The 13,054-nt window shown below is 61.4% G+C and carries 9 protein-coding genes, 1 tRNA gene, 1 pseudogene and 1 riboswitch; of the genes and pseudogenes, 9 read left to right on the forward strand and 2 right to left on the reverse strand.

Annotated elements, in window-relative coordinates; genetic code table 11:
• Positions 1 to 313: 313 nt before the first annotated feature.
• On the forward strand, positions 314 to 1,036 hold the full coding sequence (locus ABYA88_RS09390; RefSeq protein ID WP_373186871.1) for a murein L,D-transpeptidase catalytic domain family protein: 723 nt from the start codon (positions 314 to 316) through the stop codon (positions 1,034 to 1,036).
• A 182-nt stretch (positions 1,037 to 1,218) separates the two neighbouring features.
• Here the strand turns inward: ABYA88_RS09390 and ABYA88_RS09395 are convergent, their stop codons facing one another.
• Positions 1,219 to 1,851, reverse strand: coding sequence for a TetR/AcrR family transcriptional regulator (locus ABYA88_RS09395; RefSeq protein ID WP_373186872.1), 633 nt, complete (start codon positions 1,849 to 1,851; stop codon positions 1,219 to 1,221).
• A gap of 106 nt (positions 1,852 to 1,957) precedes the next feature.
• Between ABYA88_RS09395 and ABYA88_RS09400 the strand changes: the two genes are divergently transcribed.
• The 7 genes and pseudogenes from ABYA88_RS09400 to ABYA88_RS09430 form a co-directional block, all read left to right on the forward strand.
• Entirely contained in the window at positions 1,958 to 3,055 is a 1,098-nt protein-coding gene (locus tag ABYA88_RS09400; RefSeq protein ID WP_373186874.1) for an efflux RND transporter periplasmic adaptor subunit, read from the forward strand.
• Complete coding sequence (locus tag ABYA88_RS09405) at positions 3,052 to 6,081, forward strand: efflux RND transporter permease subunit (RefSeq protein ID WP_373186876.1); 3,030 nt, start codon at positions 3,052 to 3,054, stop codon at positions 6,079 to 6,081. Before ABYA88_RS09400 ends, ABYA88_RS09405 begins: the two co-directional genes overlap by 4 nt.
• A 64-nt stretch (positions 6,082 to 6,145) precedes the next feature.
• Positions 6,146 to 6,222: transfer RNA gene (locus ABYA88_RS09410), tRNA-Asp, on the forward strand.
• A gap of 103 nt (positions 6,223 to 6,325) precedes the next feature.
• Entirely contained in the window at positions 6,326 to 7,087 is a 762-nt protein-coding gene (locus tag ABYA88_RS09415; protein ID WP_373186878.1) for a hypothetical protein, read from the forward strand.
• Positions 7,084 to 8,217, forward strand: a complete 1,134-nt coding sequence (locus tag ABYA88_RS09420) for a hypothetical protein (protein WP_373186879.1) — start codon at positions 7,084 to 7,086, stop codon at positions 8,215 to 8,217. The genes ABYA88_RS09415 and ABYA88_RS09420 overlap by 4 nt, the downstream gene beginning before the upstream one ends.
• A gap of 80 nt (positions 8,218 to 8,297) precedes the next feature.
• Entirely contained in the window at positions 8,298 to 9,584 is a 1,287-nt protein-coding gene (locus tag ABYA88_RS09425) for a nitrate- and nitrite sensing domain-containing protein (protein WP_373186881.1), read from the forward strand.
• A 108-nt stretch (positions 9,585 to 9,692) separates the two neighbouring features.
• Positions 9,693 to 9,889: riboswitch (cobalamin riboswitch) on the forward strand.
• A gap of 25 nt (positions 9,890 to 9,914) precedes the next feature.
• Positions 9,915 to 10,001, forward strand: a pseudogene (locus ABYA88_RS09430) (TonB-dependent receptor plug domain-containing protein); the annotation flags it as partial.
• A 439-nt stretch (positions 10,002 to 10,440) separates the two neighbouring features.
• On the opposite strand, the gene ABYA88_RS09435 reads toward ABYA88_RS09430, so the two are convergent.
• Positions 10,441 to 11,457: an AraC family transcriptional regulator gene (locus tag ABYA88_RS09435; RefSeq protein ID WP_373186882.1), complete on the reverse strand. Its 1,017-nt coding sequence runs from the start codon at positions 11,455 to 11,457 to the stop codon at positions 10,441 to 10,443.
• A gap of 181 nt (positions 11,458 to 11,638) precedes the next feature.
• On the opposite strand from ABYA88_RS09435, the gene ABYA88_RS09440 reads away from it, so the two are divergent.
• The coding region (locus tag ABYA88_RS09440) for an FAD-dependent oxidoreductase (RefSeq protein ID WP_373186883.1) at positions 11,639 to 13,054 on the forward strand (1,416 nt) is incomplete at its 3' end.

The raw sequence follows: 13,054 nt of genomic DNA on the forward strand, positions 1-13,054 counted from the left end.
GCCTCGGGTTCGGCCGCTGTTGTGTCCGGGCTGGCTGGCGCGGAACCTCTGAAAATCTCGGCAAGTTCGGTCTGGTTCGTTGGTTGGGCGAACGCGGATGTGCATATCGATGCGACGAACAGCACTGTACAAATCTTGAGCAAAAGGTACCCTCCCTCAGGTGACCAAAAAACAGGCCATGAAAAAGTGTTTGCACACCTTGCTCACAACTAGTATCAGTTGACACATTAGCAGACTTGCAACGTGTGCCACTGTTTTGATTTTTTTGAATTTTTACGGCTCGCTTTTTAACGTGAGTCGAGGGGGATTACAGATGCTTACCACATTACGCCGCGCCGGCGTTCTGGCAGCCCTTTGCCTGTTCGTAAGCTCCGGAGCGGTCCAGGCTGTGGGCACACCGCAACCGATGGCCGCGCCGCTTGTCACCCAGCTTGCACGCGTCGCACCTGATTTGAACGGTATCGTGCTGCAAAAAGCTGTTTCGGCCATGGAATGTGCGCTGGCCAGTGGCGCCGACCCTGCCGAGCGTCTGGCGGTAATTGATTTTTCGCTGCCGTCATCCGAGCAACGACTTTGGATATTCGATCTCCAGCAAAAGCGTTTGCTGTTGCAGGATCTGGTGGCCCACGGGTCGGGCTCGGGCGACAACTACGCCGCCGCCTTTTCCAATATTGAGGGCAGTCATCAGTCGAGCATTGGTCTGTTCCGCACCTCGGAAAGCTATACCGGACGTCACGGCTATTCGCTGCGCATGGACGGTCTCGAGCCCGGGATCAACGACCTGGCCCGCCAGCGCGCCATCGTGATTCATGCGGCGGACTATGTTGATCCTAATTGGATTGATCGCTATGGTCGGATCGGCCGCAGCCAGGGCTGCCCGGCAGTGCGTCCGGAAGTAGCCGGAATGGTGGTGGATAAACTCAAGGGCGGTCAGTTCATGTTCTCCTACTACCCGGACGAGCACTGGCTGGCGACCTCGGAGTTCCTCAACTGCCCGCAGCGTGACAAGCAACTGCTGGCGGCCAAAAGCGAGTAGCGACCGGTCGGTCGGTCGGGTTTATCCCGGCCAAAGGAGTTTCCTGCAATCGCCTGTCGAGATGGAACTCGACCCTCCCGGAAAAGCGCACTTCATCGCGGGAATGGCCGAGTTTCACCTAGGCAAAGGGGGGGGGCGCTACGCCACTGGTCGAGACGCAACCCAAATCTTCCGGTCTGGCTTCAGGGCCGCATGGATTGCATCAGCATCTTCAGAGTGTAGTCGACCAGCGCCTCCGGTTCGGGGCGGGCGGGGTCCGTGTCTGCCGATTTGCCGCATTGCATGATTACACCGTGCATTGCTCCGCGCAGATAATGGGCGGTCAATAAAGGGTCCGCTACTCTTTCGCTGCTGAGACTGCCGTCGGCGACGCCCTTTTGCAATGCACCCACCATCAGGTTCATTACTTCGATTTCGCAGGTCTGCAGAGCTGCGCTTTGTTCATCAGCATCTGCCAGATGTTCGAATGCGTTGGCCTGGGTGAGTACGTCAAAATAGTCTGGCGCTTCAGTGCTGAAACGATAAAAAGCGCGTCCAATGTTGCCTATCTGTTCGGCGCCTATTGCTGATTGTCCGATCGCCTCGGCGAAACGATTGCGCAGCGATTCACCCGCGCGCAGCATCAGCCCGCGCATGATCGCGGCCTTGTCCTTGAAATATACGTACAGCAGTGCGCGGCTCAACTGCGCCGTACGGGCGATTTCGTCCATTGAGCTCTTCTCGAACCCCTTGGCAAAAAATATCTGCTCTGCCGCGTCCAGAATGCTGTCGCGGCGGTCCTGCTTTTCACGCTCTCGGCGCTGGTCAAGGCTCATGGTTGTCCGTTGCAAGGTGGTTTGGTTCGTATTCTGGGAGGGCGTTGACAATCTGTCAATAAGTGACATTATGTATTTATCCCTCGCCGAACCCTGGAGCCCGGCCATGTCGCTACCATACGAATTTTCCCGTCCGCTGTCGCTTGCAGCAATAGCTGCGCTGCTGATGGCCTTGGCCGGTTGCGAAAGCGAGGGCTTGGTTCAGGCGGCCGATCAGCCACCTGCGGTCGTGGTCAGAGCGGCGCCTGTGGTGGCAACAGCGTCAGCTGAGCCGCTGCGCTTTGCCGGCGTGGTGCGCGCCCGGCAGCGGGCGCAGTTGACCTTTCAGGTGGGCGGGGTACTGCAAAGACGGTCTGTCGAGATAGGTCAGGCAGTAGAGCAGGGTGAGGTCATGGCCACGCTTTACAACCCCGAGCTTGAGCCCGCGCGCAATGCTTCGCGCGCTAGGCTGGAAGAACTCAAGGCGCAGGCGGCGCAGGCCGAGCGCGAGGCGCGCAGGAGTGACCAGCTGTTCGAGCGGGGTGTGATCTCCGCCCAGCAGCGCGAGCAGCAGCAGGCGCGTCTGAACGCATTGCAGGCAGGGGTCGACAGTGCCCGGGCCGCACTGGTCCAGACCGAGCAGTTGCGGAGCGAAACCCGGTTGCGCGCGCCCTTTGCCGGTCGTATCGAAGCGCTGATGGTAGAGCCTGGAGAGTTTGTCGCACCCGGGCAGGCGGTCATGGAGCTGGCGGCTGCGGAAGGCCTTGAAGTGGAGGTGTTGATCCCCGGGCATATGCTCGAAGGGCTCAGCGTCGGCCAGCAAGTCCCCCTCTGGGATGGGCTGCGTGATACCCCCCTGGTGGGACAGATCAGCGAGATAGGCCAGGGATCCTCCCGGGGGAGTGCCTTGTATCCGCTGGTGGTAGCGCTGGATCAGCAAGCCGCCCGCAGCGGTGATGCGCTGGAGGTGGGTATTGGCCAGTTCGCCGAGACGGGCCTGAGTGTGCCGATGGCCGCGGTCATGCGCTCCTTCGCGGGAGCGCAGGGTAGCCTGGCGGTGTTCCGGGTAACCGATGGCAAGGTCGAGCGTGTGCCGATCGAAGTGGCTGGCCTGCGCGGCGAATGGGCGACGCTACGTGGGGATTCGCTGCAGGAAGGGGATATGGTGGTTTACGCCGGGTTGACCCGCCTGTCCGCAGGTGATGCAGTTGAGTTGTTGCCATGAATCCGGCCTCTTGGGCGCGGCCGCGTCTGATCGGTCTGGTCACGGTCATGCTGTGTCTGCTGGGTGTCGCTTCCTACTTGACCATGGCGCGCCAGGAAGATCCCAGCTTTCCGTATCGTGCCGGACTGATCACCGTCGTCTATCCCGGTGCGATGGCCGAGGCGATCGAACGGCTGGTACTCGAGCCTCTCTCCGACGAGCTGACCCAGGTCGAGGAGATCGACTACTTTACCGCCACCGCACGCACCGGGGTGGCACTGATCAATATCGCTTTCGACGATTCAATATACGAGACCGATGCTGGTTGGGACCGGGTTCGACAGGCTATTACCCGGGCCGAACTGGATTTTCCAGAAGGTATTGCCCGGATCGAGCTGGATGACCGCCTGATCGATATTCCTGCGGTGGTGTTGTCGGTACGCGGCAGTGCATCCCTGGTCGCGCTGACCGAGGCCGCCGAACAGCTCAAGCGTAACTTGACCGATCTGCCGGGCCTGGCGCGCATTGAGCTCGATGGCGATGTGGACGAACAGGTCACCATTGCCCTGCGCGACGCGCAGATGGCCCGTCTGGGCATATCGGCTGACTACCTGGCGACTATTCTGGCGCAGCGCAATCAGGTGATCCCAGGTGGTTTCGTTGTAGCCGCAGGCAAGCGGCTGGGTCTGTTGCCCAACAGCGAGTTCAGCAGTATCGATTCGTTGCGCAGCACCCAGATTGCCCTGCCACAGGGCGGGAGTGTGCCACTGGATACCCTGGCCGAGATCTGGCGCGGGCCGGTCGAGCCAGCGCAGCCCAAGGCGTGGTTTGATGGTGAGCCCACGGTGCTGGTTGCCCTGACCGCGGTGCGCGGGCAGGAAGATGCAATCAGCTTCGGCGAGCGGGTACGTGAACGGCTGGAGACCCTGCGCCCGGGACTGGCGCCGCTGCAGATCGATGAGATGTTCTTTCAGCCCGACCAGGTGAAAGAGCGTCTGGATGGGCTGGAACAGAGTCTGTTGATCAGCGTGCTGATCATTATTGCGGTCGTAGTTGTCGGTATGGGATGGCGCATGGGGCTGCTGGTGGCGACCATGTTGCCCCTGGTGGCGCTGATCAGCCTGGGTATCTATGATCTGGGCGGTGGCATCCTGCATCAGATTGCCGTGATTGGTCTGGTTATTTCGCTGGGTATCCTGATCGACAATGCCATTGTCATGGTGGAAAACATTCAGGATCGACTCAACCAGGGAGAATCCCGGCAGCAGGCGGTGTATGCAGCCATACGCGAGCTTGCCGGCCCGCTCGGCGCATCGACCGCCACTACGCTCGCGGCATTCACTCCCCTGTTGCTGGCCAAGGGCGGGGCTGCTGACTTTACCCGTGGCATCCCGGTAATGATCATGCTCACCCTGGTGGTCAGTTACCTGCTGGCTGTTGGTGTGGCGCCGCTGCTGGCCGGGCGCTTTCTTCGCCCGGCGCCGCAGCGCAGCAGCCAATGGATGATGACCCTGAGCAGAACCCTGGGCACTGTCAGTACGACCGCCCCCTGGTGGGTCATTGGGCTGGGCGGGCTGATGGTGGTCGGCAGTCTGTTGCTTGCGCCCATGGTCAAGCTCCAGTTTTTCCCCAATGCAGACCGGCCGCTGGTGGTAGTGGAACTCTACATGCCCGAGGGCACCGACCAGCAGCGTTCTGAAGACGTCGCGGTGGCACTTGAGCGTGCGATACGCGAGCGACCGGATGTACTGCAGGTCCACCGGTTCGTCGGCTCGGCCGGGCCGAGCTTCTACTACAATCTGCGCCGCTCGCCACAGGCTCCGAACCGGGCACGCCTGGTGGTGGCTGTGACCGACCTGGCCGCTACCGGCGGCATCGTTCAGTGGGTTCGCGAGCACGTGGCTCAGCAGTATCCGCAACTCGAAATAGTTGCCGGGACGCTGGGGCAGGGCCCGCCGCGTGTCGCTCCGGTGGAAATGCGCCTCTATCATCCGGATGACACCGTGCGCGCCGCTGCTGCCGAGCAGCTATTCAGCCTGACCCGTTCGATTCCAGGCGCGGTGGACGTGCGTCATGATATCGACCTGGGCGTGCCGGTATTGCGAGTGGAAGTCGATGACGCCCAGGCCCAGCGGTTCGGGCTCACGCGGGCACAGATAGCGCGTGCGCTCAATACCACCAGTCTCGGTCTTGTGGTGGAGCAGTATCGCCAGGAGCGAGATCCCATCGCCCTGGTATTGCGTTCGCCCGAGGGCATGGCGCAGTCGCTGGAGCGTCTCAAGTCATTAAGTATATTCACTGCCGAAGGCCAGGCCGTGCCCCTGACAGCACTGGCCCGGCTCGAGCCCCAGTGGCAACCGGCAGGGATCTATCAGCGCGATGGCGTGCGCGTGCAGACCGTAACCGCGGGCCTGGAGGATGGCTACAGCTTCAGCCAGATCCTCGATCAGCTCAATGCCCAGCTGGCTGAGACACCCTTGCCGGATGGGGTTCGCATGGAGCTTGGAGGTGACAAGGAGGGATCGGGTGATGCCAACAGTGCGATCTTTACCAGCGCACCCATCGGCATGCTGCTGTTGTTGTTTTTCCTGTTGCTGCAGTTCAACTCGTTCCGCCGGGTCGGCATTATCCTGCTGACGGTGCCTCTGGCCGCAGTCGGCGTGTTCCCCGGCCTGGTGCTTTCCGGCGCGCCTTTCGGTTTCCAGTCGCTGCTGGGCATCATTGCGCTGGTCGGAATCGTAGTGAACAACGCCATAGTGCTGGTCGATGTGGTTGACCAGCGCCTGGCCAGTGGGGCGGATATTGTCGATGCGGTAGCCGAGGCGGTGGCCCGCCGTACCCGGCCAATATTGCTGACCACGGCAACGACCATTGCGGGTCTGCTGCCGCTGGCGTTTTCCCAGTCGACGCTTTGGCCCCCCATGGCCTGGGCGATTATTTCGGGTCTGCTGGCATCCACAGTGCTGACGTTACTGGTAGTGCCGGCCGTGTGTCGGCTGACGCTCGGTCGTCGCCAGGAAGATACGAAAGCCGCTGTAAGTGCTTGACTAGCCTGGCCGAATGTTTACAATGCGCGCCTGCTCAGTCGGACCTGGTCCCTGTTGCAGATGCGCAGTGGTAGTTCAGTTGGTTAGAATACCGGCCTGTCACGCCGGGGGTCGCGGGTTCGAGTCCCGTCCACTGCGCCATATTTGTCGAAAGCCCCCGAGCAGCAATGCCGGGGGCTTTTTTCGTTTGCCTGACCGTTCAGGGTAGACTGGCAGAAATCCTCCAGTCGGAGCCTGCCTGATCGTGATTCCATTGCTTGTGCCCGCCATTGCGCTGCTGGTCTGGACCCTGCTCGCCGAGCCGGCCCAGGGCTGGCTGTTTCTGCTGGTATGGGCGGCCAGCAGCTGGCTGATCCTGGCGGGGAGCCTGGAATCTGCTCGCCTGCGCCGGCGTGTCTGGCTGGACCAGTACCTGCTTGCCGATTCCCGCTGGCACCAGCTACTGCGCGGCGGGGTGCTGATGACGTCCTGGCATCTGCTGATCGCGGCACTGCTGGCCCTGTTCATGCTGGCCAGATTGCTTAACGCCAGTATCTGGTTATGGCTGATCCTGCTGGCGCAGATTCCTCTGATCTGGCTGCTGGGCCGCTGGATGGACGTCCGGCTTGGTGCCCATGTGAAACCTGAAGTCAGGCCGGCAGTGACCCGCAGGTTGCTGGTGCCATTGACCATGCTGCCGCTCCTGCTGTGCTACCTGCTGCTCTCGTTGAACCTGTCACAGCCGCACATGGGCGGCATCGGCTGGGGCGAGGCGGTGGATCGATATCTGCCGGACGCACAAAGCGCGATGGCGCTACTGGCACTGGTCGAACGCCTGTATCTGCTGCTTGATCTGACCCTGCAATGGGCGCTTCAGAACACCCTGGGCAGCATGGATGACAGCGGCGCGCTGGCGCTGCTTGCCTGGAGCCTGTTGCTGATCGGTGGCGCCGCCTTTGCCTGGGCGTGGGTGCGCATGCTGGTTGGCGTCGGGGCACTGTTTCCCCGGCAGGGAGACGCGCGATGAAGATCGCCGTGGTGCGACGGATCAGGCTGCTGCTCACGGTGACGCTCGCGGTACTGGTGCTGTTCGTGGCCATGAACGCCGGTTTGCGACTGCTCAACGAGCGTCTGGCGGACAATCGTCTGTTCGCCGTGCTGGTGAATGAGCAACAGTTGCTGCTCGATGGCGCCACGCTGCGCCAGTTCAACGCCGACCTGGTCCAGCTGACCCAGCAGCAGCGGCGCCAGGCAGAGGTCCGGATGTTGGAATGGACCGACAGCTGGCTGGACCAGAGCTTTGCCCTGGCCACTGCGGCGGTGCCGGACTACATGGACTGGTATTACTCGATGCCCGGTTCCTATAGCCGGCTCTTCCATGCGGTGGGCGGTGATCTGGATGAGTTCACGCAGGAGCGGATGTCCCTCTATCTGATGGAACGCAGTGGCCTGCAGCAACGGCTGGCTGGTTTCGACGAAGTCATGCTGGAGCGTTGGCAGGAGCTCGCAGCTACCCAGCAGCGCGTAGTGCAGCAACAGCTCACGGGTCTCTACGCCCGGCGCCAGGTGACTGCTGATGCGCAATCGGCCGAGCCGGTGCCAACGATCAATATCGATCTGGCCCTGGACCGGGGCTTTGCCGCCAGTGCTGAAGACATGCAGCGCTGGCGGACAGGCTCCCAGGTTTCGGCATTGGCCGGGGTCGGCACGCTGGGCCTGCTGCTGCGACGTTCACTGATTCCTCGGTTGATGAGCCTTTCGGCCGTGCAAGGCGGACGGCGTGCGGTGGCGGGATTTGCCGCGCGGCTGGCGCCACGGGTGGCGATGGCCGTCAGTGCAGGCGGCACCACCGCGGCGGTCACTGCGCCCAGTGGACCCGGGGCGCTGGTGGCCGGTAGCGTGGCGTTCCTGACGGCTGCGGGTACCCTGGTGATTACCGACTTCGCGTTGCTTAAGGCGGAGGAGGCGTTGCTGCGCGAGCGCAAGCAAACGGAGATCCGGGCGGAGCTGCTGGCCAGCCGGGAGATGCTGCGGGTTCAGTTACATCAGCAACTGCACGCGTCCATCGAGCATGCCAGCGAGCAGTTCGAACGCCTCCTGGCCCAGCCGTATGAACAGCCGGATATCGGTCGGCGCTTCCATATTCTCGGCCATTAGTAGGTCTGCGGCACGGCTATTGCTTCATCTCTAAGAGTGCGGGACGCGTTGGCGTCCTGCGCACACTCCGGGAGGTGATCATGAGCAGAGCGCTGGACTTCATTCTGGCCGCCAGACGCAGCGAAATGCATGGCCTGCAAGCGCTCGAACTGACCTGCCAGCTGGTCAGCGGCGTCAGCCGGTTGGTGCACGCCCTGCAACGCGAGCGGGGCTTTTCCAATATCTATCTGGGCAGCCTTGATCAGCGGTTTCTTACCCCGCTGACCGGGCTGAGCGACGACAGTCGTCATCTGGAAAAACAGGTCAGTGCCTGCTTTGACCGCATGGATCTGGAAAGCGGATGTGGCGCCGACAAGGCCCGCTTATTCAACCGTATTGCCTACGTGCTGCATTGTCTCGAAGGCTTGCCGGATCTGCGCGAGCGGGTGCGCACCCAGGCACTGAGCCCGCTAGAGGCGACCCAGGCATTCACGCGACCCATTGGCGGCCTTCTCACGGTGGTATTCGAGGCGGCGGATACCGCAGTGGATCCTGACATTACCCGCAGTCTGGTGGCTCTGTTCAATTTCATGCAGGGCAAGGAACTGGCAGGTCAGGAGCGCGCCACAGGTGTGGCGGGGTTTGCTGTCGGCCGTTTCGATTCGGCTGAGCTCGAGCGCATGACCTATTTCTGCGAGGCCCAGCAACGCTGCTTCGAAAGCTTCAGCGAATACGCCAGTCCTGATCTGCTGAAGGCCTGGAGTGCGCTGTCTACTGATGAACTGGTCAGGGAGATCGTGCGGCTGCGCCAGGTGGCAGTGCGATCTGCCGGGGCGACGCAAATTGGTGGGGCGTTGGGCGAGCTATGGTTCGAGCTGACCAGCCGCCGGATTGATGTTATGAAACAGCTCGAAGACATGATGACCGGGCAGCTACAGCAGTTGTGTCGTGAGAAAACGGCCCAGGCCCGTGCGGACCTGGCCAATCACCGCTCCATGCTGGGTCGTCTTGCAGGAATGGACGCCGATACCCAGGCGCCTGCCACCCGATTGTTCAACGTCCAGGCCTCTGACATGGACGCTGCGCCGCCGAATAATATGAGCTGTCAGCTCAACCGTTCGGTGCTCGACGTGCTGCACGATCAGACCCTGAGGTTGCAGGAGCTCAGTGTGCAACTGGATGACGCACGGCGCTCGCTGAATGAACGCAAGCTGGTAGACCGGGCCAAGCGCCTGTTGATGCTGCAGCATGGTCTGGGCGAAGAGGAGGCCTACCGCATGCTGCAGACAGCGGCGATGGAGCGCAGTCAGCGGCTGGCGGACGTGGCCCAGAACCTGCTCAATTATGCCGATCTGCTGGCCGGCAAGACCAGCCGGATCAGGCCCTGACGGGTTGCGGGTTGCACCCCAATAGCCCATCCCGGCAGCATTCGCGCCGATTTGGTGCGACCATGGCCTCGTGGGTTCTTGCCGTCGACCTTGTAACCAAAAGCTTCTAACCTTCCGCCAGCTTCAGGTGCCTGCCAACGATCATTGGAGGGTGAAACTGGGAAGCCGGTGCGCTTTTTCAAGCAACCCCGGCGCTGCCCCCGCAACGGTGATCGAGCGCGCGGATATCGAGCGTCTGCAGGCAGGCAGCGTCGCCGAACTGCTTCGGTTCGTGCCGGGGGTCAGCCTGACCAATACCGGCGGGCCGGGCAAGAACGTTGCGGTGAACATCCGCTCGAGCAAATCGAACGTATTGAGGTGGTCCGTGGCCCACGCTCCAGCCTCTATGGTTCTGAAGCCATCGGCGCCGACATTCAACCAGCTGTACTACCCCGGTTTCGGCAACCCGGATATCGAGGCAGAAAGCTCGCGCAACCTGGAAATCGGGCTGGACGGTGATCAGGCTTGGGGGCGCTGGTCAGTGACTGCGTTTCGCAATGAGATCGATGATCTGATTGCTTACTTCAACCAGGGCGCCGGGTTCCGCGCCTACGAGACTATTTCACCGTCCGCCTGAACTTTTTTATTTCAGCTTCATCTGATTGTAATGCAAGCCTTTTAAAGTCTCGTTGTAGTAACCGAGGCTTGCTTGTCTATGACATAACCAGAGGAGGTGAACGATGAACGATTACGTTGAAGAGTTGATGGAGCAACATGCTCAGGAGTGGGACCAGGATGCTGAAGACGCCGAAGAAATGTAGTTTCTTCGGTTGCTTCGCCTTATTTGATCCTTCCGCTATTACCCCCTACCCACGCATTAACCCCTTACTTGCCGTTGGTCCCGACGAAATTGCCCGGGAGCCTGGCCTGTCCAGCGTTTGAACGCCCGCTGAAACGCCGCCGGTGACGAGAATCCGAGCAGAAAGGCGATTTCACCCAGCGCCAGTTCCGTGTCCCTTACATAGGTCAATGCCAGATCGCGTCGGGTATCGTCGATGATGTCCTGAAAGCGCGTCTGCTCCTGTTGCTGCAGCTTGCGGCGCAGGGTCCATGAGGCCATGCCCAGGTTGCGGGCCACTGTGTCGAGGCTGGGCAGGCGCTGATGCAGCTGCGGTGACACAACTTCCTCAACCCGTTCACGCAGCCGACGATGCCGTCCAAGCTCATGCAGTTGGGCCTCGCATAGCGACTGCAGGTGGTTGAATGTGGCCGGGGCTGCCTGCACCAGCGACAAATCGAGGCTGGCGCGTTGCCATAGCAGTTGATTGTGCTGCTGGCCAAACAGCACCGGACATTTGAACACCTCCTCGTAGCGCTCGGCGTAGGCCGGGGCGGGGAACTCGATGTGCACCGCTTCAAGACGGGCCTGACCACCGGTCAGCTCCCGGCCCAGGCGCGCACGCGAAGACAGCGCGGAGTCCACCACGAACAGATTGAACCGGTTGTAGGGACTGATCGAATAGAAGCGCAGGGCCGGTGCATCGAAGCTGGAATGGCCCCGATAGTTCTGGCTGGACAGCCGCTCGAAGCGCACCAGCGTGTTGAATGCTGCCTGCAAATCACTCGCGCACTGGGCGGTCAGGCCCGCCAGGCCCAAGTGGCTGGCCTGGCTGTGCTCACCCATGAGTAGTCCGATGTCCTCCCGACTGCTGAGGCTGATGGCCGCCTGGCCCATGCGCATGAAGCGCGGAATACTTATGCGCGCATGGGGAGTGGCAAGGATCTCCCGGCTGATACGAAAACGCTGTAGCAGCGGATCGATGTCATGTCCCAGTTCCCCAAGCGCCGCCTGCATGCTGTAAAGGTAGCCGACCGACAGATCGCCGAGCTTCATGGCCTGAACTCCTCTGGTTACAATTCGGCGGGCTGGTGAGCGGCTAAATGTACTTCAAAGTCATAAAAATGTCATTCAGGGTGATTGAGCGCATGCCCTCGCGGGCCTATTGTCTTGCCACAGACAAAGACCGGGCATGTATCCGGTCACTCCCTGATGATGACATGACCGGAGCAAGACCATGACCGAGCACGCGCTCTATCCGCATCTGCTGGCCCCGCTGGACCTGGGCTTCACCACGCTGCGCAATCGTACCCTGATGGGCTCGATGCATACCGGCCTGGAGGAAAGACCCCACGGCTTCGAACGCATGGCCGCCTATTTTGCCGAGCGCGCCCGCGGCGGTGTTGGCCTGATCGTCACCGGCGGCATAGGTCCGAACGAGGAAGGTAGTGTGGGCGTAGGCGCAGCGAAAATGACTACGCCGGAGGAGGCCGAGCATCACAAGGTGGTGACCCAGGCGGTGCACGAGGCGGGCGGCAAGATCTGCATGCAGATCCTCCACGCTGGGCGCTATGCATACGGTCCCAAGCAGGTGTCGGCCAGCGCGGTGAAGGCGCCGATCAACCCGTTCACGCCAAAGGAGCTGGACGAAGCCGGTATCGAAAAGCAGATCCAGGATTTTGTCACCTGCTCCCAGTTGGCCCAGTCCGCCGGTTATGACGGCGTCGAGATCATGGGCTCCGAGGGCTATTTCATCAATCAGTTTCTGGTCAAGCACGTGAACCAGCGGACCGATCGCTGGGGCGGCAGTTACGAGAACCGCATGCGTCTGCCGGTGGAAATCGTGCGCCGCGTGCGTGAGGGCGTCGGCGCCAATTTCATCATCATCTACCGGCTGTCGATGCTCGATCTGATCGAGGGCGGCAGCACCTGGGATGAGGTGGTGATACTGGCCAAGGCGATCGAGCAGGCCGGTGCGACCATTATCAATACCGGCATCGGCTGGCACGAAGCGCGCATTCCGACCATCGCCACCAAGGTGCCCCGCGCCGCGTTCACCAAGGTGACAGCCAAGCTCAAGGGTGAAGTGAATATTCCGCTGGTCACGACCAACCGGATCAATACCCCGGAGGTGGCCGAGCAGGTACTGGCCGAGGGCGACGCGGATATGGTGTCCATGGCACGTCCGTTCCTGGCCGATCCTGAGTTCGTCAACAAGGCTGCCGCAGGGTTGGCGGAAGAGATCAACACCTGTATTGGCTGCAACCAGGCCTGTCTGGATCATACCTTTGGCGGCAAGCTGACCAGTTGTCTGGTCAACCCGCGCGCCTGCCACGAGACCGAGTTGAATTACCTGCCGGTTACCCAGGTGAAGAAGATTGCCGTGGTCGGTGCCGGCCCCGGCGGGCTTTCGGTTGCTACCGTGGCTGCACAGCGTGGCCATGAAGTGACGCTGTTCGACGCCGGTGATGAGATTGGTGGGCAGTTCAATATTGCCAAACGCATTCCGGGTAAGGAAGAGTTCTACGAGACCTTGCGCTACTTCGACCGCATGATTGCCAAGCATGGGGTGCGTCTGGTCCTGGGCAAGCGCGCGACTGTAGAGGATCTGCTCGAGTTTGACGAGGTCATCCTGGCCACCGGTGTGGTGCCG

The sequence above is a fragment of the Halopseudomonas sp. genome, from assembly GCF_041579695.1.
GTDB lineage: Bacteria > Pseudomonadota > Gammaproteobacteria > Pseudomonadales > Pseudomonadaceae > Halopseudomonas.

What these genes read in the sequence shown, in the direction of transcription:
- ABYA88_RS09390 (WP_373186871.1), top strand. Translation starts at nt 314, where the DNA reads ATGCTTACCACATTACGCCGCGCCGGCGTTCTGGCAGCCCTTTGCCTG.
- ABYA88_RS09395 (WP_373186872.1), bottom strand. Translation starts at nt 1,851, where the DNA reads ATGAGCCTTGACCAGCGCCGAGAGCGTGAAAAGCAGGACCGCCGCGAC.
- ABYA88_RS09400 (WP_373186874.1), top strand. Translation starts at nt 1,958, where the DNA reads ATGTCGCTACCATACGAATTTTCCCGTCCGCTGTCGCTTGCAGCAATA.
- ABYA88_RS09405 (WP_373186876.1), top strand. Translation starts at nt 3,052, where the DNA reads ATGAATCCGGCCTCTTGGGCGCGGCCGCGTCTGATCGGTCTGGTCACG.
- ABYA88_RS09420 (WP_373186879.1), top strand. Translation starts at nt 7,084, where the DNA reads ATGAAGATCGCCGTGGTGCGACGGATCAGGCTGCTGCTCACGGTGACG.
- ABYA88_RS09425 (WP_373186881.1), top strand. Translation starts at nt 8,298, where the DNA reads ATGAGCAGAGCGCTGGACTTCATTCTGGCCGCCAGACGCAGCGAAATG.
- ABYA88_RS09435 (WP_373186882.1), bottom strand. Translation starts at nt 11,457, where the DNA reads ATGAAGCTCGGCGATCTGTCGGTCGGCTACCTTTACAGCATGCAGGCG.